The sequence below is a fragment of the Methylobacterium ajmalii genome (genome assembly GCF_036448855.1).
GTDB classification, from domain to species: Bacteria; Pseudomonadota; Alphaproteobacteria; order Rhizobiales; family Beijerinckiaceae; genus Methylobacterium; species Methylobacterium ajmalii.
The window spans coordinates 118,947-138,444 of record NZ_JAZFXT010000028.1 but is presented as its reverse complement, the minus strand read 5'-3'; the positions used below and the strand labels follow the sequence as shown (position 1 = coordinate 138,444).

Here is a 19,498-nt window from a genome sequence, read left to right as displayed (position 1 = left end):
CGGATCGGAGACCATTTTCGTAACCGAAGGATTCGAAATCGCATATCGGCATGGACGGCCGGCCATGCCGGGCGTTACACCACGCGATTACTCCCGATCCAGGAGTGATTCCGCCCGCGACACCTGCGGCAGGACCTCGCCGGGCGGGCCCGAGGCGACGATCCGGCCGTCCTCCAGGACGTGCACCGTGTCGGCCCCGGCGAGGCTGGTGAGACGGTGGGCGATCATGATCAGGGTGCGGGTGCCGGCGAGCCCCTGGACCGCCCGCATCACCACGCCCTCGGTCTCCTCGTCGAGGGCGGAGGTCGCCTCGTCGAACACGATCACGTCGGGGTCGTGGTAGAGCGCCCGGGCGATGCCGATGCGCTGGCGCTGGCCGCCGGAGAGCCGGGCGCCGCGCTCGCCGACGCGGGTCGCGTAGCCTTCCGGCAGGGCGGCGACGAAGTCGTGCGCCCCGGCGAGCCGCGCCGCCCGCTCCACCGCCGCATCGTCGATCGCGTCGAGCCCGAAGGCGATGTTGTCCGCGATGGTGCCGTCGACGAGGAAGATGTCCTGCGGCACGTAGCCGATGCGGTTCTGCCAGGCCGGCAGGGTCGTGGCGTCGAGCGCGACCCCGTCCACCGCGAGGCGGCCGGTCGTGGGCGTGAGGAAGCCGAGGATCAGCCCGATCAGGGTCGACTTGCCAGAGCCGGTGCGGCCGACGAGGCCGACCGTGGCGTGGGCGGGGATGACGAGGTCGATGCCCGTGAGTGCCGGACGGCCGGGCTCGTAGTCGAACCCGACGCGCTCGAGGCGGATCGCGTCGCGGAACGGCAGCCGCTCGGGGGTACGGCGGACGGTCTCCCGTTCGCCGGCGAGGCCGTCGACCACGAGCCGCACCGCCGGCAGGGTGAAGCGCAGGAGCGCGAGCGCGTTGAACACGTTCTGGAACGCCGGCAGCATCCGGTAGCCCGCGAAGGCGAACAGGCCGAGCAGCGGCAGGAGGCCGGCGGTGTCTAGCCCCTGCGAGAGCGCGAACAGCACCACCACGATGACCCCGCCGAAGGCCAGGGCCTCGATGACGAAGCGCGGCAACTGCCCGGTGAGCAGGCTCTCGGCGCTCGCCTGCGCGTAGGCCCGGGCCGGAGCCTCGAACCGGCTCGCGAAGGTCTCCGCCCGGCCGTAGAGCTTGAGCTCGGTCAGGCCGCCGATCGTCTCGTGCACCACCCGGAACCGGCCCTCGTTGCCGGCGACCGCCCGGGCGCCGATGCGGGCGAGCCGCGCCCGCACCACCAGGAAGATGCCGACATAGAGCCCGCCGAACCCGGCCCCGAGGATCAGCGCGAGGCGCGGCGAGACGACGAGCAGAAAGACGATGACGGCGGTGGCCGAGGTCGCCCGCGAGGCGATGACCGTGGCGGGGGTCAGCACGCCGACGACGAGGCGGTCGGTCTCGCTCAGGATCGTCTTGGCGAGCTCGGCGCTGTTGGCGGTGGAGAAGAACAGCCGCTCCCGGTCGACGGTGCGAAACAGCAGCCGCCGGGCGAAGCCGTAGCCGACGGCGTGGCTGAAGCGCAGCTGGGCGTAGGTGAGCCCGGCATTGACGCAGGAGGTGACGAGGATCGCGCTCAGCGCGCCGAGCCCGACGACGATCAGGAAGCCGCGGTCGTCGGCGAGCCCGAGCCCGTCGCGGATCGCACCCAGCGCCGGGATGCGTGAGGCCGCCGCCGGATCGCCGACGAGGGTCAGGAACGGCACCACCGAGGCGACGCCGACCACCTCGAGCAGGGCGGCGAGCGCCAGCCCGGCCCCGATCAGCCCGGCGCGGCGGCGCTCGCGCGGGGTCATGGCGCGGAGAAGGTCGATCAGGGCGCGCATCGCGGACTCGTCGGAACGTCGTCGGGGGAGGGGAGGGCGATCAGCGGGTGGAGGACCGCGCGAGGCCGGGCAGGCGGCGGGCCAGCAATCCGGCGCCGCGCAGGACCTCGCCGGCCTCCCGCACGGACAGCCGCGCCAGCGCCTGGACGAGGCGCAGCGGCACCTGCGCGCAGAAGGCCGTGGCGACGAGGGCGAGCGCGGTCGCCCGGCCGTGATGCTTGGCGGCGTAGCGGATCTGGCTCTCGAGGAAGCAGGCCAGCCGATGCGCCTTGGCCGCCCGGGTGGTGCCCTGGCCCTCGTGCCGCACGGAGATGCCGGCGAGGTGGCGCACCGCGAAGCCCGCGTCCCAGGCGCGGGCGCAGAGATCGACATCCTCGTAATAGACGAAGAAGCGCTCGTCGAAGCCGCCAAGCGCCGTAAAGAGCGAGCGGCGGATCATCAGGAAGGCGCCCATCACCTGATCGACCGGCCGCTCGTCGGCGTGGTCCCACTCGGTCATGAAGTGGGAGGGGACGAGGCCGGCCCGGTCGAGGAGCAGCGCCTGGCCGAGGAGCGAGCGGGCGGTCGGCCGCCGGGCGCAGGCGCGCTGCACGGCACCCGCGTCGTCGAGGAGCTGCGCCCCGACGATGCCGGTGGCCTCGTCCGCCGTCAGGGCCGCGCGGGCGCCGAGCAGCGCCTCGGCGGTGACCCGCGCGTCGGGGTTGAGAAACAGGATCGCGGCGGCCTCGCCCCGCGCCGCGCCGGCGTTGCAGGCACGGCCGAAACCCTGGTTGTCGGGGTTGGCGACCACGGCCGGGCCGTGGCGCAGGCGCGCCAGCCCCTCCAGCGAGCCGTCGCTCGAGGCGTTGTCGACCACGACGACGTGCAGGGCGAGGGCGTCGCCGAGGGCGGCTTCGGCTGCCGCCAGGCTGGCGAGGCAGGCCCGCAGCAGCGCGCCGCCGTTCCAGTTGACGATCACCACGTCGAGGGCGGGGGTCACGGGCGTCATGACAATCCCTTCGGCGGCCCGAGCCGGCCGCGCAGGCCGTCGATCACCGCGCCGGCGAGCCGCATCGCGACGGCGGGGCGGTAGCCGGAATCGGCCCAGACGAGCAGGGCCTGGAGCGGCAGGTAGGTGGCCTGGCGCATCGTCCAGCGCCGGGGCACGTGCGGCAGCCGCCAGGCATAGACGCTGTTGCGCAGGTAGGCCGCCATGCGAAACAGCGGCTGGCGCGGCATCTCGATCCCGAGCGCCCGCAGGCGGATCACCCCGGCGCCGACCCGGTGGGGGAGGGCGGTCCCGGGCTCCATCCAGCAGGCATGGCCTCGGGCCCAGGCGCGAAAGCACCATTCGAGGTCGACGCCGTCGATGAAGAAGTCGCTGCGGAACGGGCCGATCGCCGCGTAGGCGGCGAGGTCGACGAGGGAGCCCGAGGTCGCCAGGAACTCCACCGGCACGAGCCCGCCGCGATCCGGCACGCCCGGCCGGCGCGGATAGGCCGGCGCCTTGCGGCCGGGCGCCGCCTCCGGCCGCGGGCCGACGACCGCCGGAGGCGGGTGCGACCCGCGCAGCCGCGCCATCGCCGCCTCGAGGTCCGAGACCTGATCGGGCGTGAAGGCGGCGTCCTGGTCGAGGAGCAGCACCTGGGCCGCGCCTGCCGCGGCGGCGGCCCGCGCGATCGCGTCGAGGGCGCCGCCGACCCCGATATTGCCGTCCCCCGACAGGACCAGGCCGCCGCCGGCGCGCAGCCGGGCCGCCGCCTCGGGCGGCAGGCCGCCATTGTCGAACACGATCGTCCGCCGCGGCTCGGCCTCGGCCCGGGCGAGGAGGGCGGCGACCTGCTCCGGCGTCGGCCGGAAGACCGTGACGCCGATGGCGACCGGGGAGGGGAGGGGCGGGGGCGAGGTTTCGGGCATGCTCGATCGGAGGGGGGCGGCCCGTCGCCCTAGGGCCGTCGGATCACGCCGGTCAATACGCCGCCGCGGCAGCGGAATTGCGGCGATCCGGCCTGCACGCCGATTTCGGCCCCTCGCCTCGATCACCCGTGGACCCAAGCCGAGGCCCGGTTTCCTTGGAACTGAGAATCCATATCGTGCCGCCGCAATGGTTTATGATCTCGCTACCGTCCGGCTCCCGACCGCCTGGCGGCGCCTCGCCGCGCCGCTGGAGGCGGCGTCCGACGAGCTCGTGCGCCTCGACGAGCGGCTCGTCCGGACCGAGCCGGTGCTCGCCGACGGTGCCCGGGCGCGGGCGCACCTGTTCGACGCTCAGGCCGCCCTGCACCTCGACGGCGAGCTCGTCGCCCTGGAGGATCTGGTGCTGCACGAGGCGGCGATGGACGTGCGCCGCCCGAACCTGGCGCTCGGACGCGCCGTCGCGGTGCTGGCCGAGCGCCGCCGGCTCGCCGCCGCGCCCCCGGGCTGGGCCTTTTCCGCGGAGGGCTGGGCCCTGCTCGCCGGTTCCGACCCGCGCATGCCGGCAGACGACGAGGAGGGCGGCTCGCTGGAGGCGGACGCCTTCGACGACGACTTCGCGGCCATCGACCGCCTCCTCGCCCGCACCCGCCGCACCCTCGCGGCGCACGAGACGGGGGCGCCGATCCCGGCCGGTGCCGCGGAGGACGACCCGGTCGCCGCCTGGCGCCGGGTGCTCGACGAGACCCGCGACCTGCCGGCGGTCCTGGCCGCCGCCGTCGCCCTCGATGCCTGGCTGGTCCTCGATCCGGCGCCGCGCCAGGGCCATCGCGGGCCGCTTGCCGCGGCGGCCCTGCTGCGGGCCCGGGGCAAGGCGCGGGCCCACCTGCCCGCCCTGGCGCTGGGCCTGCGCGAGAGCCGGGCGCGCTGGTCGCGGGCGCTGCCGCTTCCCGAGCGCCTGGCCGGCCTTCTGGGCGCGGTCGAGACCGCCGCCCGCCTGATGGGACGCGACCTCGATCGCCTGGCCCTCGCCCGCGAGGTGATGCTGCGCGCCTGCGCCGGCAAGCGCCGGACCTCGCGCCTGCCGCAACTCGTCGACTTGTTCGTCGGCACCCCGCTGGTGACGGTGGCGAGCGCGGCGCGAGCGCTCGCCGTCACCCCGCAGGCTGTGGAGGGGATGCTGGCGGAACTGGGATCGGCCCGGCCGCGGGAGTTGACGGAACGGCGGCGGTACCGGGCGTGGGGGATCGTGTGAGGATGGGGGGCGCCTTGATGGAACTGACACCCTCCGTGTCATTCCGGGGCCGCGAAGCGGAGCCCGGATTCGCAGGTGGGGCAGGATAAAGCGGATGCGTACCGTTTCATTCCATCCCAACCAGGAGCCTGATCAACATGCTTCGTCCTACCCGCCACCTCATCCTGAGGTGTTGGCGATCGCAGATCGCACGCGATCGAAGATCGACTGACCTCGAAGGAGGGCTCCAGAAAGCCCCGAGACTTCTGGAGCCCTCCTTCGAGGCTCGTTTCACTCGCACCTCAGGATGAGGTCTCGGATTGGAGAGAAGACGAAGCTTGCGCGGGCTTCCCGCCCTTGCCGTGCGCTGGGCAGCACCGACCTGGGACGACCCGATCCCACCCGATTGCGCCCACCCCCGCTTCCCCCGACAATGCGCACCCCCGCGCCCCGGCGCGCAAGAAGCGCCCCGGCGGGCCAACACCAAGGCATGCGCGTCGTGATCGACCAGGTTTCCCAGCGCCAGCAGGACATCCTCGCCCTCGCCCGCCTGCACGGGCGGGTCAGCGTCGAGGAACTGGCGGCGCGGTTCGAGGTGACGCCGCAGACGATCCGCAAGGATCTCAACGAGTTGTGCGACAGCCGGCTCCTGTCGCGCATCCACGGCGGCGCCGTGGTGGCCTCGGGCGTCGAGAACGTGTCCTACGAGGCCCGCCGCCTCGTCGCCCACGGCGAGAAGCGGGCGATCGGCGAGGCGGCGGCAAGGCTCATCCCCAATAGCGCGTCGCTGTTCATCAACATCGGCACCACCACCGAGGAGGTGGCGCGCGCGCTCGGCGACCACGAGGACCTGCTGGTCATCACCAACAACCTCAACGTCGCGACCCTGCTCTACCGACATCCGAAGATGAGCCTGATCGTCGCCGGTGGGCCGGTGCGGCGGGCCGACGGGGCGGTGATCGGCTCGGCGGCGGTCGACTTCATCAACCAGTTCAAGGTCGACTACGCGGTGATCGGCGCCTCGGCGATCGACGAGGACGGCACGCTGCTCGATTTCGACTACCGCGAGGTCCGCGTCGCCCGCGCCATCATCGAGAATGCCCGGCGGGTGATCCTGGTCGCCGACAAGCTGAAGCTGGAGCGATCGGCGCCGATCCGGGTCGGCCACCTGCGCGAGCTCGACTACTTCGTCACCGACGCGCTGCCCTCCGCGAACCTGCGCGAGATGTGCGCGGCCCACCGCGTCGCCCTGGTCGAGGCCGGTGCCGAGGCGCCCGCGCAGGAGACCTCCGACGCCGCGGAATAGGCGAAACCGAAAGCCATCGACTTTCGTTCGCACCCGTTCGCTTTCGGTTTCGCTTGCGTCGATCCGCGCCCGCGTCTAGATTCGCGCCAGGATGCAAACGAAAGAGCCGAAAGGCTCCGACAGGGAGGTGGCCTTGGCCCCCAGCTTGGCCCCCAGGCAGCAGCCCGGCGATACGCGCGGGGTGTTCGACCTCGCGGTGATCGGTGGCGGCATCAACGGCTGCGGCATCGCCCGCGACGCGGTGGGCCGCGGCGCCTCTGTGGTGCTGTTCGAGCAGAACGACCTCGCCAGCGGCACCTCCTCGACCTCGACCAAGCTGATCCACGGCGGCCTGCGCTACCTGGAGCATTACGAGTTCCGCCTGGTCCGCGAGGCCCTGATGGAGCGCGAGGTCCTGTGGGGCATGGCGCCCCACATCGTCTGGCCGCTGCGCTTCGTGCTGCCGCACCATTCCGGCCTGCGCCCCGGCTGGCTCCTGCGCCTCGGGCTCCTGCTCTACGACAACCTCGGCGGCCGCAAGCGCCTGCCCGGCACCCGCACCCTCGACCTCACCCGCGATCCGGCCGGCGAACCGCTCAAAACCGGCTTTCGCCGCGCTTTCGAATATTCGGATTGCTGGGTCGAGGATTCGCGCCTCGTGGTGCTGAACGCCCGCGACGCCGCCGAGCGCGGCGCGGTGATCCGCCCGCGCACCCGGGTCGTCACCGCCGCGCGCAGCGGCGGCCTGTGGGAGCTGACGGTCGAGGACCGGGAGACCGGGGCCCGCGACACGGTGCGGGTGCGCACCCTCGTCAACGCCGCCGGCCCCTGGGTCGCCGACGTGCTCACCGGCGTGGCGCGGGCCAATTCCTCGGAGGGCGTGCGCCTCGTCCAGGGCAGCCACATCGTGGTGCGGCGCCTGTTCCGGCACGACCGGGCCTACATCTTCCAGAACGCCGACCAGCGCATCATCTTCGCGATCCCCTACGAGCGCGACTTCACGCTGATCGGTACCACCGACCGCGACTACACGGGCGACCCCGCCGACGTGAAGGCGAGCGAGGAGGAGATCGCCTATCTCTGCGCCGCCGCCAGCGAGTACTTTCGCGATCCGGTCACCCGCGACGAGGTGGTGTGGACCTATTCGGGCGTGCGCCCGCTCTACGACGACGGCGCCTCGAAGGCCCAGGAAGCCACCCGCGACTACGTGCTGACCCTCGACGCGCCGCAGGGCCAGCCGGCGATGCTCTCGGTCTTCGGCGGCAAGATCACCACCTATCGCCGCCTCGCCGAATCGGCGCTCGACCGCCTGAAGGACCACCTGCCGGCGGCGCGTAAAGAGCCCTGGACCTCGGGCGCCGTCCTGCCGGGCGGCAACTTCCCGAAGGAGAGCTACGACGACATCGTGGCGGGGCTCGCGCGCCAGCATCCCGGCGTGCCGGAGGCGCTGGTCGCCCGGCTGGTGCGGGCCTACGGCACCGACGCCCGCGAGATCCTGAGCGGGGCCCGCTCCATGGCCGATCTCGGCCGGCTGTTCGGCGCCGACCTCACCGAGCGCGAGGTGCGCCACCTGATGCGCCGCGAATGGGCATCGCGCGCCGAGGACGTGCTCTGGCGCCGTTCGAAGCTCGGTCTTAGGGTCAACCCCGCCGAGGCCGAAGCCCTCGACGAGTTCATGCGCCGCGCCGCCGCCGCCCCCAACGCGGCCTGACAAGAAGAGACGGGAGGGCGCCATGACCCTGATCCTGGAGAACGTCACCAAGCGGGTCGGCCCCGAGACCCATATCCGCGACGTCAGCCTGACGTTGCCGAAGGGCTCGCTCAACGTGCTGCTCGGCCAGACGCTGGCCGGCAAGACCACCTTGATGCGCCTGATGGCCGGCCTCGAGGCCCCGAGCGAGGGCCGGATCGTCGCCGACGGCAAGGACGTGACCGGCCTGCCGGTGCAGCGCCGCAACGTCGCGATGGTCTACCAGCAATTCATCAACTACCCGTCCCTCTCGGTCTACGAGAACATCGCCTCGCCGATGCGGGTGGCGGGCGTGGCGAAGGGCGAGATCGAGGCGCGGGTGCAGGAGGCGGCGGGCCTGCTGCGGCTCACCCCCTACTTGAAGCGCAAGCCCCTCGAACTGTCGGGCGGCCAGCAGCAGCGCACCGCCATCGCCCGCGCGCTCTGCAAGCGCGCCGACCTCGTGCTGATGGACGAGCCGCTGGCGAACCTCGACTACAAGCTGCGCGAGGAACTGCGCGAGGAGCTGCCGCGCATCTTCGCGGCCACCGGCGCGATCTTCGTCTACGCCACCACCGAGCCGGCCGAGGCCCTGATGCTCGGCGGGCGCACCGCCACCCTGCACCAGGGCCGCGTCACGCAGGTCGGCCCGACGCCGGACGTCTACCGCCGGCCCGACGACCTCGTCACGGCAAAGGTCTTCTCCGACCCGCCGCTCAACACCCTGCGGATCGTGAAGGGCGGCGGCCGGGTCACCCTGCCGACCGGCGGCCAGATCCGGGCGACCGGCCCGCTCGCGAGCGTGCCGGACGGCGCCTACACGATCGGGTTTCGCGCCCACCACCTCGCCCTCGATCCGCTGCCCGCGGAGGCGATCGCGCTGCCCGCCACCGTCTCGGTCGCCGAGATCACCGGCTCGGAGAGCTACGTTCACGTCGATGCCGGCGAGAGCCGCCTGATCGCGCTGGTCGCCGGCGTGCGCCGGCTCGAGCCCGGCACGGCGGTGACCGCCTATCTCGACCCCCGCCACGCCCTGGTGTTCGACGAGAGCGGCCGCACCGCCGCCTTCGACCTGCCGGCGGCCGCCTGAGACGGAGGGGATCCATGGCCCGCATCACCCTCGACCATCTCGCCCACGCCTACGGCCCGAACCCGCAAGGCCCTCAGGATTACGCCCTGAAGGAGATCGACCACGTCTGGCGCCAGGGCGGCGCCTACGCGCTGCTCGGGCCGTCGGGCTGCGGCAAGTCCACGTTGCTCAACATCATCTCGGGCCTCGTCGTCCCGACCCGCGGCCGCATCCTGTTCGACGACCGCGACGTCACCACGGTGCCGACCGAGGGGCGCAACATCGCCCAGGTGTTCCAGTTCCCGGTCGTCTACGACACCATGACGGTGCGCGAGAACCTGGCCTTCCCGTTGAAGAACCGGCGCGTGGCGCCGGCCACCATCCGGTCGCGGGTCGAGGAGATCGCCGGGCTTCTCGATCTCACCCGGGTGCTGGACCGCCGCGCCAACAACCTGACGGCGGACATGAAGCAGAAGATCTCGCTCGGCCGGGGCCTCGTGCGCCCGGACGTGGCGGCGATCCTGTTCGACGAGCCGCTCACCGTCATCGACCCGCACCTGAAATGGCAGCTGCGCTCGACCCTGAAGGAGCTTCACCGCAAGCTCGACCTGACGATGATCTACGTCACCCACGACCAGACCGAGGCGCTGACCTTCGCCGACACGGTGGTGGTGATGCATGACGGGGCGGTGGTGCAGACCGGCACGCCGGACGAGCTGTTCGAGCGCCCGGCCCACACCTTCGTCGGCCACTTCATCGGCTCGCCCGGCATGAACCTGCTGCCGGCCGAGGTGCAGGGCGCGACCGCGACGATCGAGGGCCACGCCATCCCGCTCGCGCGCCACTATCCGGAGCTGCCCAAGGGCAAGCGCATCGAGCTCGGTGTGCGGCCCGAATACGTGCATCTGGCGCCCAAGGGCCTCGGGCTCCCGGTGCAGGTCAAGCGCATCGACGATATCGGCCGCCAGCGCCTCGCCCGGGTCGAGCTGGGGGGGCGCTCCCTCGTCGCCACGGTGGCGGAGGGCCAGAGCCTCGACGGAGCGGAAGCGGCGCTGGCCCTCGATCCGCGCCAGATCCACATCTACGCCGACGGCGCCCTGGTGCCGGGAGAGGCCGCATGACCAAGACCGTCAACCAGAAGGCCTGGCTCCTCGTCCTGCCGGTCTTCGCCGTCGTCGCCTTCTCGGCGGTGCTGCCGCTGATGACGGTGGTCAACTACTCGTTCCAGGACACGTTCGGGAACAACCAGTTCTTCTGGAACGGCCTCGGCTGGTTCCAGGAATTGCTCGACCCGTCGAGCCAGTTCGGCGAGCGCTTCTTCGATTCGCTGTGGCGCAACCTGCTCTTTTCCGCGATCATCCTGGCGATCGAGGTGCCGCTCGGCATCGCGGTGGCGCTGTCGATGCCGCGGGAGGGCCGCTCGGTCGCCTTCTGCCTCGTGCTGATGGCGCTGCCGCTCCTCATCCCGTGGAACGTCGTCGGCACGATCTGGCAGGTCTTCGCCCGCACCGATATCGGGCTGTTGGGCGCGACCCTCAACGGCCTCGGCATCGACTACAACTACGCCGGCTCGGCGCTCGCCGCCTGGGTCACCATCGTGACCATGGACGTCTGGCACTGGACGAGCCTCGTCGCGCTGCTGTGCTATGCCGGCCTCAAGTCGATCCCCGACGCCTACTACCAGGCCGCCCGCATCGACGGGGCGAGCCAGTGGGCGATCTTCCGCACCATCCAGCTGCCGAAGATGCGCCGGGTCCTGCTCATCGCCGTGCTGCTGCGCTTCATGGACTCGTTCATGATCTACACCGAGCCCTTCGTGCTCACCGGCGGCGGGCCCGGCAACGCCACGACCTTCCTGTCGATCGACCTCGTCAAGCTGGCGCTGGGCCAGTTCGACCTCGGCCGGGCGGCGGCGATGTCGCTGGTCTACAACCTGATCATCCTGAGCGTCTGCTGGGTGTTCTACACCGTGATGACCAACGTGGACGCCGGCAACCGCACGGTGCTGGCCGACGATCCCGCGGACGCGGCCGCCTCCGGCAGCCTGCCCCAGGCCACCACCATCCCGCTCGACCGGAGGGCCGCCTGATGCGCCCGCGCCACGTCGTGATGACGCTCTATCTCCTGTTCCTGATGGTCCCGATCTACTGGCTCGTGAACATGAGCCTGAAGACCAACCAGGAAATCAATTCCGGCATGACGCTCTGGCCGCATGCGATCACGTTCGACAACTACATCCGGATCTTCACCGACCCGAGCTGGTACGGCGGCTACCTGAACTCGCTGTCCTACGTGGCGATCAACACGGTGCTGTCGATCGGCCTGGCGCTGCCGGCGGCCTACGCCTTCTCGCGCTACAGCTTCATCGGCGACAAGCACCTGTTCTTCTGGCTGCTCTCGAACCGGATGGCGCCGCCGGCGGTGTTCGCGCTGCCGTTCTTCAACCTCTACTCGGCGGTCGGCCTGTTCGACACGCCCTGGGCCGTGGCGCTGGCCCACTGCCTGTTCAACGTGCCGCTGGCGGTGTGGATTCTCGAAGGCTTCATGTCGGGCGTGCCCCGCGAGATCGACGAGACCGCGGCGATCGACGGCTACTCGTTCCCGCGCTTCTTTACGAAGATCTTCATGCCGCTGATCGCGTCGGGCATCGGCGTCGCCGCCTTCTTCTGCTTCATGTTCTCCTGGGTCGAGCTCTTGCTCGCCCGCACCCTCACCTCGGTCGACGCCAAGCCCATCGCCGCCACCATGACCCGCACGGTCTCGGCCGCCGGCATGGATTGGGGCCTGCTCGCCGCGGCCGGTGTCCTCACCATCGTGCCGGGCGCCCTCGTGATCTGGTTCGTGCGCAACTACATCGCCAAGGGCTTCGCCCTCGGCCGGGTGTGATCGGGGAGAGCCAAGATGCCTGATTTCGCCTGGATGGCCTGGACCTGGCAGACCGCCGTGTTCTTCGCGGTCATCGCCGGCCTTCTCGCCCTGATGACCGCGCTCGCCGTCTGGCGGCCGGAGACCGAGAAGGTCGGGATCCTGCGGATCCCGACGACCCGGGGCGACCGGCTGTTTCTGACGCTGGTCGGTACCGCCTTCATCAATCTCGCCTGGCTCGGCCTCGTCGGCCCGAGCCTCGAATGGGCGCTCGCGCTCTCGCTCGTCTACGGCGCGGCGATGTTCCGCTTCGCCTGAGGCGTCCGGCCGCGACATCGCTTCGTCACGGAGCGATGCGCAAGACCAAAAGAGACCGACGGGCCCGCCCGGGCAGGCCCGGCGAACAATCCACCAGGGAGGGACCATCCATGAAACGCCACACTCTGCTCACCGCCGCGAGCGCGCTGGCGCTCAGCCTCGCCGCCGGCCACGCCTTCGCCGGCATGGAGGAGGCCAAGCGCTGGGTCGACACCGAGTTCCAGCCCTCGACCCTGTCGAAGGAAGAGCAGCTCAAGGAGATGCAGTGGTTCATCGATGCGGCGAAGCCCTTCGCCGGCATGGAGATCAACTTCGTCTCCGAGACCATCACCACGCACGAGTACGAGGCCCGCACGCTGGCGAAGGCCTTCTCGGAGATCACCGGGATCAAGGTGCGCCACGACCTCCTGCAGGAGGGCGACGTGGTCGAGAAGATCCAGACCCAGATGCAGTCGGGCAAGAACATCTACGACGGCTGGATCAATGATTCCGACCTCGTCGGCACCCATTTCCGCTACGGCCAGACCGTGGCGCTCTCCGACTTCATGACCGGTGAGGCCAAGGACGTCACCTCGCCGACCCTCGACCTCGACGATTTCATCGGCAAGTCCTTCGGTACCGGCCCGGATAACAAGCTCTACCAGCTGCCCGACCAGCAGTTCGCCAACCTGTACTGGTTCCGCTACGACTGGTTCACCCGTGCCGACCTCAAGCAGAAGTTCAAGGCCAAGTACGGCTACGAGCTCGGCGTGCCGGTCAACTGGTCGGCCTACGAGGACATCGCCGAATTCTTCACCAACGACGTGAAGGAGATCGACGGCGTCAAGGTCTATGGCCACATGGACTACGGCAAGAAGGACCCGTCCCTCGGCTGGCGCTTCACCGACGCGTGGCTGTCGATGGCCGGCAACGGCGACAAGGGCCTTCCGAACGGCAAGCCGGTCGATGAGTGGGGCATCCGCATGGAGGGCTGCCGCCCGGTCGGCTCCTCGATCGAGCGCGGCGGCGACACCAACGGCCCGGCCGCGGTCTACTCGGTGACGAAGTACGTCGAGTGGCTGAAGAAGTACGCCCCGCCCCAGGCCGCCGGCATGACCTTCTCCGAATCGGGTCCGGTGCCGTCGCAGGGCAACGTCGCCCAGCAGATGTTCTGGTACACCGCCTTCACCGCCGACATGGTCAAGCCCGGCCTGCCGGTGATGAACCAGGACGGCACGCCGAAGTGGCGCATGGCGCCCTCGCCGAAGGGCCCGTACTGGAAGGAGGGCATGAAGCTCGGCTACCAGGATGCCGGCTCGCTCACCCTGCTGAAGTCGACCCCGCTCGAGCGCCGCAAGGCGGCCTGGCTCTACCAGCAGTTCATCGTCTCGAAGTCGGTCAGCCTGAAGAAGAGCCATGTCGGCCTCACCTTCATCCGCGAGAGCGACATCTGGGACAAGTCCTTCACCGAGCGGGCGCCGAAGCTCGGCGGCCTGGTCGAGTTCTACCGCTCGCCGGCCCGCACGCAGTGGACCCCGACCGGCGTGAACGTGCCGGACTACCCCAAGCTCGCCCAGCTGTGGTGGCAGAACATCGGCGACGCCTCCTCGGGCGCCAAGACCCCGCAGGCGGCGATGGACGCGCTCGCCAACGCCCAGGACGACGTGATGGCGCGCCTCGAGCGCTCCAAGGTCCAGGGCGAGTGCGGCCCGAAGCTCAACCCCAAGACCTCGGCCGAGCACTGGTACGAGCAGGCCAAGAAGGACGGCACGCTGGCGCCCCAGCGCAAGCTCGCCGACGAGAAGCCGAAGGGTGAGACGATCGACTACGACACCCTGATCAAGAGCTGGCCGGCTTCGCCTCCGAAGCGCGGCTGACGCCGAGGGAGCCGGGGCGCTCAAGCCCCGGCTCCCTTCCGCGATGATCCGGGTCTCGCCAGGATGGCGGCAACCGCCGCGCGCGTCGCGAGGGAAACCGTCACGGCGGAACCTCCACCCCTCCGACGAGCGCAGAACCGATGTCCTCCCTCATCCTCGCCATCGACCAGGGCACCACCTCCTCGCGCGCCCTGCTGTTCCGGCCCGACACCTCGATCGCCGGCCTCGCCCAGGCGGAGTTCCCGCAGCATTTCCCGGCTTCGGGCTGGGTCGAGCACGAGCCGGAGGACCTCTGGCGCACGACCCTCGAGACCTGCCGGGCGGCGATGAAGCAGGCCGGGGTGACGGCGCGGGACATCGCGGCGATCGGCATCACCAACCAGCGCGAGACGACGCTGGTCTGGGACAAGCGCACCGGCGAGGCGGTGCACCGGGCCATCGTGTGGCAGGACCGGCGCTCGGCCGGGATCTGCGCCCGCCTGAAGGAGGCCGGCCACGAGCCGCTGGTCACGGCCAGGACCGGCCTGATCCTCGACCCCTACTTCTCCGGCACCAAGATCGCCTGGATCCTCGACAACGTGCCCGGCGCCCGCGCCCGGGCCGAGGCCGGCGAGCTCGCCTTCGGCACCGTCGATTCGTACCTGCTGTGGCGCCTCACCGGTGGGCGGCTCCACGTCACCGACGCCACCAACGCCTCGCGCACGCTCCTCTTCGACATCCATCGCGGCGCCTGGGACGAGGAGCTGATGGCGCTCCTGGGCGTCCCGGCCTCGATGCTGCCGGAGGTGCGCGATTCCTCCGGCGATTTCGGCGAGACCGACCCGGCGCTGTTCGGCGCGTCGATCCCGATCCGGGGCGTGGCCGGCGACCAGCAGGCGGCGGTGGTCGGCCAGGCCTGCTTCCGGCCCGGCATGGTCAAGTCGACCTACGGCACCGGGTGCTTTGCCCTCCTCAACACCGGCGACCAGCCGGTCGCCTCGAAGAACAAGCTCCTCACCACCATCGCCTACCAGCTGAACGGCCGGCGTACCTACGCGCTCGAAGGCTCGATCTTCGTCGCCGGTGCGGCGGTGCAGTGGCTGCGCGACGGGCTCGGAATCATCGAATCGGCGGCCGAGACCGGGGCGCTCGCCGAGCGGGCCGACCCGGCGCAGGAGGTCTATCTTGTGCCGGCCTTCGTCGGACTCGGCGCGCCCCACTGGGAGCCCGACGCCCGCGGCGCCCTGTTCGGACTGACCCGCGGCACCGGCCCGGCCGAGCTCGCCCGCGCCGCGCTCGAGAGCGTGTGCTATCAGACCGCCGACCTCCTGGCCGCCATGCGGGCCGACTGGCCGGACGGGGAGGGGAGCGCCACGGTGCTCAGGGTCGATGGCGGCATGGTCGCCTCCGACTGGACGATGCAGCGCCTCGCCGACCTGCTGGCCGCCCCGGTCGACCGGCCCGAGGTGAAGGAAACGACCGCCTTGGGCGCCGCCTACCTCGCGGGGCTGGCCTGCGGCCTCTACCCGGAGCCCGAGCACTTCGCCGACCATTGGCGCCTGGAGCGCCGCTTCGCCCCGGCGATGGAGCCGACCATGCGAGAGCGTCGGCTCGCCGGCTGGCGCAAGGCCGTGAGCTGCCTGGTGGGGAAGTAGGGCGATAAGAGAAGGGGGCCTTTCGGCCCCCTTTCCGTTCCTACTTCTCCAGCCGCGCGAGCAGGCTCGACGTGTCCCAGCGCCCGCCGCCCAGGCTCTGCACGTCGGCGTAGAACTGGTCGACCAAAGCCGTCACCGGCAGCCTGGCCTTGTTGCGGCGGGCCTCGGCGAGCACGATCGACAGGTCCTTGCGCATCCAGTCGACGGCGAAGCCGAACTCGAACTTGCCCTCGTTCATGGTCTTGCCGCGGTTCTCCATTTGCCAGGAGCCGGCGGCGCCCTTGGAGATCACGTCGAGCACCGCCTCAATGTCGAGCCCGGCCCGCTTGCCGAAATGCACCGCCTCCGACAGGCCCTGGACGAGGCCCGCGATGCAGATCTGGTTCATCATCTTGGCGAGCTGGCCGGCGCCGACGGGCCCCAGCAGCCGGCAGGCGCGGGCATACGACCCGATCACCGGCTCGACCCGCGCGAAGGTCTCCGCGTCGCCGCCGCACATGACCGTCAGCACGCCGTTCTCGGCGCCCGCTTGGCCGCCGGAGACCGGGGCGTCGATGAAGCCGAAGCCGGCCTGTTCGGCCGCCGCCGCGAGCTCGCGGGCGACCTCCGCCGAGGCGGTGGTGTGATCGACGAAGACCGTGCCCTTGCCCATCGCCGAGAAGGCGCCGTCCGGCCCGGTGGTGACCTGGCGCAGGTCGTCGTCGTTGCCGACGCAGGCGAAGACGATCTCCTGGCCTTCCGCCGCCTCGCGGGGCGTCGCCGCGGCCTTGCCGCCATGGGCACCCACCCACTCGTCGGCCTTGGCCTTGGTGCGGTTGTAGACCGTGACGTCATGGCCCTTGGCGGCGAGGTGGCGGGCCATCGGCCCCCCCATCACGCCGAGACCCAGAAACGCGACCTTTGCCATGCGCTCGTCCTCCCACGCCGTCGTCCCGCGGCGCTCGGCCCCCGGTGTAGTGAGCCGCGCCCACGCCCGTCAAACCGGCGCGCCGCCTCTCCCCGCACGATCGCGCCCGGGGAGGGCCGATCCGTCACTTCGTGTCGAACGGGACGTATTTCGCCCGGATGCGGTCGTAGCGCCCATCGGCGTCGAGCGCCGCGAGCGCGCGGTCGAAGGCCTCGCGCAGGGCGGTGTCGCCCTTGCGCAGGCCGATGCCGGCGCCCTCGCCGAGCAGCGGCTCGCCGGCCGGCACGTCGCCGACGAGGCGGCAGCAGGCCTCGCCCTCGGGCCGGGAGAGGAAGGTGGTGAGCTCGAGCTTGTCGCCGAGCACCAGGTCGACCCGCCCGGCCCGCAGGTCCAGGGTCGCGTCGGCGAGGGTGTCGAAGGTACGGATCGTGGCGCCCGGCACCCGCTGCTCCAGGAAGGCGACCTGCGGCCCGTGCGCCGCCACGCCGATCGTGAGCCCCTTCAGGGCCGCCGGGGTCGGGTTCGCCAGGGAGGAGTCCCGCCGCGCCACGTAGGAGAACGGAACCCGCAGGTACGGCTTGGTGAAGGCGATGCGGGCGGCCCGCTTCGGGGTGATCGCCATCGCCGCCATGATGGCGTCGTACTCGCCGGCCTCCAGGCCCTTGATGATGCCGTCCCACTGGTGGAGCACGACCGTGCAGGTGAGCCGGGCCTCGGCGCACAAGGCCCGGGCGAGGTCGACCTCGAATCCCGCCGGCTTGCCGTCCTCGACGTAGTTGAACGGCGGACGGCCGCCCTCGGTGGCGATGCGCACCGGGGAGGGCGGGGGCGGCGAGGGCGCATCCTCGGCGAGGGCCGGCGGGGCGGCCAGCAGCGACAGGAGCAGGAGGCGGGAGAGCAGGCGGCTCATCCGGCAGGGTTCTCTCGTGGAGGACGATCGTCCGGGGGCATCTCGGACCGGGCCCGATGCGGGATCGGGCACGGCGGCGCGGACCCTGCCACGGTGACGCCCGCGGACGCAACTCGCGCGGTCCGCCGGGCGCCCGGCCCCGCCGGCGCTAACCCCCTGTCAGGGTTAACTGCTCCTTAGACAATCGCGCGCTCTCATCCGGTCATGCGCCTGAGCTTCCGCCCGCCTCATCCCTCCCGCGACCGCGCCGACGCGGTCGAGATCCTGCCCCCGCTCGCCGTCGCCGGGCCGGCGGCCGGGGAGCCGGAGCGCGACGCGGACCGGGCCGGGCGCGACGCCGTCGACCGGGTCGAGGCGGAACTGGTGCGGGCCGCTCGCGCCGTCGGGGTCGCGGCCCGCGACGGCTGCGCCGAGACCGCCGCCGCGGCCTCGGACGCCGCCGCCCTCGCCCGGAACCTCGACGCCCTCGCGGCCGGGGCCGGGACGGCGGGCGCCCGGGGCCTCGCCCTCGGGGCCGCCGCCGACACGCTCGCCGAGGAGGCCGACGGCCTCGCCGGGGTGCTGGTCCAGGCCGCCCGCCACCTCGAACGCACCGACGCCCAGAGCCGCGTCCTCGAGACCGAGATGGTCGAGGCCGCCCAGGATTCCGCCCGCCTCGTCGAGGCGGTGGCGACCCTGGCACGCCAGGCCAACCGCCTCGCCCTCGGCGCCACCGTCGAGGCCGTCCGCGCCGGGACCGGCGGCGAAACGCTCTGGCAGATGGCGGAGGAGTTCAAGCTCCTGTCCGCGGACGCCGCCCGGGCGGTCGAGGCGGTGCGCGCCCTCAACCGCCGCCTCTCCGGCCCCGGGGCGGTGGCGGCGGGCGGCGTCGCGACCTCGCTCGCCGGCCTGCGCCCGGCGGTCGCCACCGCCGAGGCGGCGGCGACCGCCCAGGCGGCGACCGCCCGGCACCTCGCCGGGACGGCGCAGGACCTCTTCGCCGCGACCGACCTCCTCGACCGCGACGCCGATGCGGCGGCGAGCGCCGCCCGCGAGGCGGCCCGGCGGATGGAGACCGCCCAATCGGTCGGCGCCGGCATCGCGGGCCTCGCCGGGGGGCTCGCCGGGCGCACCGTGGCGTCCCTGCGCCAGGCCGAGATCGGCGACCGGCGCGAGCACGACCGCTACCCGGTCGACCTCGCGGTCCGGGTCGGCAACTGGGGCCTCGGGCGGGTGCTCGACGTGAGCCGCGGCGGCCTGCTGCTGACCCCGCCGGAGGGCTGCGCCGCGCCGGTCGGCGCCCGTCTGTCCCTCGACCTGCGCGGTCCCGGCCGGATGCAGGTCCTCGTCGTCGGCACGAGCCCGCGGGGCCTGCACTGCGCGCTCGCCGACGCCGTCTCCGAGGAGCGCATGCGCGACGCCCTGGTGGCGATCGAGGAGGAGAACCGGCCGCTGATCGGGGCGGCGACGGGCGGCGCCGCTTCCATCGGTGCCGCGCTGGAGCAGGTGCTGGCCGAGGGCCGGCTCACCCGCCAGGCCCTGTTCGACACCACCTACCGGCCGGTCGCCGGCATCGAGCCGCCGCACTACCTCACCGCCGCGGTGCCGGTACTGGAAGACATCCTGCCGCCGATCCTCGAGCCGCTGCTGCTCGCCGATCCGCGCACGGCGTTCTGCATCGCGGTCGACCGCAACGGCTACGCGCCGGTCCACAACCGCGCCCGGGCCCAGGCGCCCCGGGCCGGCGACCCGGCCTGGAACGCCCTGCACGCCCGCCAGCGCCGGCTCTACGACGACCGCATCGGCCTGTCGGCGGCCCGCTCGACCCGGGCCTTCCTGGTCCAGGCCTGCCCGCAGGACGAGGCCGGCCGCCCACCGTTACGCGAGGTCGCGAGCCCGATCCGCGTCCACGGCCGGCACTGGGGGGCGCTCAGGATGGGGTTCCGGATCTGAGAGGGGTGG

Annotated in this window: 16 protein-coding genes; 11 read left to right on the top strand and 5 right to left on the bottom strand. The window is 72.0% G+C overall.

Annotation, left to right across the window (positions count from 1 at the left end):
* Nucleotides 1–87: 87 nt before the first annotated feature.
* From V3T34_RS14130 to V3T34_RS14120, 3 genes are read right to left on the bottom strand one after another with little or no spacing between them, the layout of a single operon-like run.
* A complete protein-coding gene (locus V3T34_RS14130) occupies nt 88–1,857 on the bottom strand; it encodes an ABC transporter ATP-binding protein (protein WP_305076910.1) in 1,770 nt (589 codons plus the stop codon).
* Between the two features lie 40 nt (nt 1,858–1,897).
* Complete coding sequence (locus tag V3T34_RS14125; RefSeq protein WP_407942709.1) at nt 1,898–2,851, bottom strand: glycosyltransferase family 2 protein; 954 nt, start codon at nt 2,849–2,851, stop codon at nt 1,898–1,900.
* Entirely contained in the window at nt 2,842–3,753 is a 912-nt protein-coding gene (locus V3T34_RS14120) for a glycosyltransferase family protein (RefSeq protein WP_060846938.1), read from the bottom strand. The genes V3T34_RS14125 and V3T34_RS14120 overlap by 10 nt, the downstream gene beginning before the upstream one ends.
* Nucleotides 3,754–3,940: 187 nt before the next feature.
* Between V3T34_RS14120 and V3T34_RS14115 the strand changes: the two genes are divergently transcribed.
* From V3T34_RS14115 to glpK, 10 genes are all read left to right on the top strand, one after another.
* Complete coding sequence (locus V3T34_RS14115) at nt 3,941–5,005, top strand: RHE_PE00001 family protein (protein WP_305076912.1); 1,065 nt, start codon at nt 3,941–3,943, stop codon at nt 5,003–5,005.
* A gap of 469 nt (nt 5,006–5,474) precedes the next feature.
* Entirely contained in the window at nt 5,475–6,290 is an 816-nt protein-coding gene (locus V3T34_RS14110; protein ID WP_200601980.1) for a DeoR/GlpR family DNA-binding transcription regulator, read from the top strand.
* A 133-nt stretch (nt 6,291–6,423) separates the two neighbouring features.
* Complete coding sequence (gene glpD, locus V3T34_RS14105; protein ID WP_331369195.1) at nt 6,424–7,980, top strand: glycerol-3-phosphate dehydrogenase; 1,557 nt, start codon at nt 6,424–6,426, stop codon at nt 7,978–7,980.
* A 22-nt stretch (nt 7,981–8,002) separates the two neighbouring features.
* Entirely contained in the window at nt 8,003–9,088 is a 1,086-nt protein-coding gene (locus tag V3T34_RS14100; RefSeq protein ID WP_305076914.1) for an ABC transporter ATP-binding protein, read from the top strand.
* A 14-nt stretch (nt 9,089–9,102) separates the two neighbouring features.
* Nucleotides 9,103–10,188 (top strand): ABC transporter ATP-binding protein, encoded by a 1,086-nt coding sequence (locus V3T34_RS14095; RefSeq protein ID WP_060846943.1) that lies wholly within the window; start codon nt 9,103–9,105, stop codon nt 10,186–10,188.
* Nucleotides 10,185–11,156, top strand: a complete 972-nt coding sequence (locus tag V3T34_RS14090) for a carbohydrate ABC transporter permease (RefSeq protein ID WP_060846944.1) — start codon at nt 10,185–10,187, stop codon at nt 11,154–11,156. The genes V3T34_RS14095 and V3T34_RS14090 overlap by 4 nt, the downstream gene beginning before the upstream one ends.
* Nucleotides 11,156–11,953 carry a carbohydrate ABC transporter permease gene (locus V3T34_RS14085; RefSeq protein ID WP_305076915.1) on the top strand — a complete coding sequence of 266 codons (798 nt, stop codon included), beginning with the start codon at nt 11,156–11,158 and terminating at the stop codon, nt 11,951–11,953. Before V3T34_RS14090 ends, V3T34_RS14085 begins: the two co-directional genes overlap by 1 nt.
* A 15-nt stretch (nt 11,954–11,968) precedes the next feature.
* The gene (locus V3T34_RS14080) at nt 11,969–12,250 is read left to right on the top strand and encodes a DUF2160 domain-containing protein (protein ID WP_060846946.1); all 282 of its coding nucleotides are present in this window, start codon (nt 11,969–11,971) and stop codon (nt 12,248–12,250) included.
* A 110-nt stretch (nt 12,251–12,360) separates the two neighbouring features.
* Nucleotides 12,361–14,106, top strand: coding sequence for an ABC transporter substrate-binding protein (locus V3T34_RS14075; protein WP_091881550.1), 1,746 nt, complete (start codon nt 12,361–12,363; stop codon nt 14,104–14,106).
* A gap of 140 nt (nt 14,107–14,246) precedes the next feature.
* Nucleotides 14,247–15,740, top strand: a complete 1,494-nt coding sequence (gene glpK, locus V3T34_RS14070) for a glycerol kinase GlpK (protein ID WP_060846948.1) — start codon at nt 14,247–14,249, stop codon at nt 15,738–15,740.
* A 40-nt stretch (nt 15,741–15,780) separates the two neighbouring features.
* Here the strand turns inward: glpK and V3T34_RS14065 are convergent, their stop codons facing one another.
* The gene (locus V3T34_RS14065; RefSeq protein ID WP_060846949.1) at nt 15,781–16,647 is read right to left on the bottom strand and encodes an NAD(P)-dependent oxidoreductase; all 867 of its coding nucleotides are present in this window, start codon (nt 16,645–16,647) and stop codon (nt 15,781–15,783) included.
* Between the two features lie 124 nt (nt 16,648–16,771).
* Nucleotides 16,772–17,557, bottom strand: a complete 786-nt coding sequence (locus tag V3T34_RS14060) for a transporter substrate-binding domain-containing protein (RefSeq protein WP_305076917.1) — start codon at nt 17,555–17,557, stop codon at nt 16,772–16,774.
* Between the two features lie 204 nt (nt 17,558–17,761).
* Between V3T34_RS14060 and V3T34_RS14055 the strand changes: the two genes are divergently transcribed.
* Entirely contained in the window at nt 17,762–19,489 is a 1,728-nt protein-coding gene (locus tag V3T34_RS14055; protein WP_305076918.1) for a chemotaxis protein, read from the top strand.
* Nucleotides 19,490–19,498 lie beyond the last annotated feature (9 nt).

Bases quoted from the DNA above. Each gene is read 5' to 3' on its own strand.
- V3T34_RS14060 (WP_305076917.1), bottom strand. From the start codon at position 17,557: ATGAGCCGCCTGCTCTCCCGCCTCCTGCTCCTGTCGCTGCTGGCCGCC.
- V3T34_RS14100 (WP_305076914.1), top strand. From the start codon at position 8,003: ATGACCCTGATCCTGGAGAACGTCACCAAGCGGGTCGGCCCCGAGACC.
- V3T34_RS14075 (WP_091881550.1), top strand. From the start codon at position 12,361: ATGAAACGCCACACTCTGCTCACCGCCGCGAGCGCGCTGGCGCTCAGC.
- V3T34_RS14055 (WP_305076918.1), top strand. From the start codon at position 17,762: ATGCGCCTGAGCTTCCGCCCGCCTCATCCCTCCCGCGACCGCGCCGAC.
- V3T34_RS14065 (WP_060846949.1), bottom strand. From the start codon at position 16,647: ATGGCAAAGGTCGCGTTTCTGGGTCTCGGCGTGATGGGGGGGCCGATG.
- V3T34_RS14120 (WP_060846938.1), bottom strand. From the start codon at position 3,753: ATGCCCGAAACCTCGCCCCCGCCCCTCCCCTCCCCGGTCGCCATCGGC.
- V3T34_RS14130 (WP_305076910.1), bottom strand. From the start codon at position 1,857: ATGCGCGCCCTGATCGACCTTCTCCGCGCCATGACCCCGCGCGAGCGC.
- V3T34_RS14085 (WP_305076915.1), top strand. From the start codon at position 11,156: ATGCGCCCGCGCCACGTCGTGATGACGCTCTATCTCCTGTTCCTGATG.
- V3T34_RS14090 (WP_060846944.1), top strand. From the start codon at position 10,185: ATGACCAAGACCGTCAACCAGAAGGCCTGGCTCCTCGTCCTGCCGGTC.
- V3T34_RS14095 (WP_060846943.1), top strand. From the start codon at position 9,103: ATGGCCCGCATCACCCTCGACCATCTCGCCCACGCCTACGGCCCGAAC.
- glpK (WP_060846948.1), top strand. From the start codon at position 14,247: ATGTCCTCCCTCATCCTCGCCATCGACCAGGGCACCACCTCCTCGCGC.
- V3T34_RS14115 (WP_305076912.1), top strand. From the start codon at position 3,941: ATGGTTTATGATCTCGCTACCGTCCGGCTCCCGACCGCCTGGCGGCGC.
- V3T34_RS14080 (WP_060846946.1), top strand. From the start codon at position 11,969: ATGCCTGATTTCGCCTGGATGGCCTGGACCTGGCAGACCGCCGTGTTC.
- V3T34_RS14110 (WP_200601980.1), top strand. From the start codon at position 5,475: ATGCGCGTCGTGATCGACCAGGTTTCCCAGCGCCAGCAGGACATCCTC.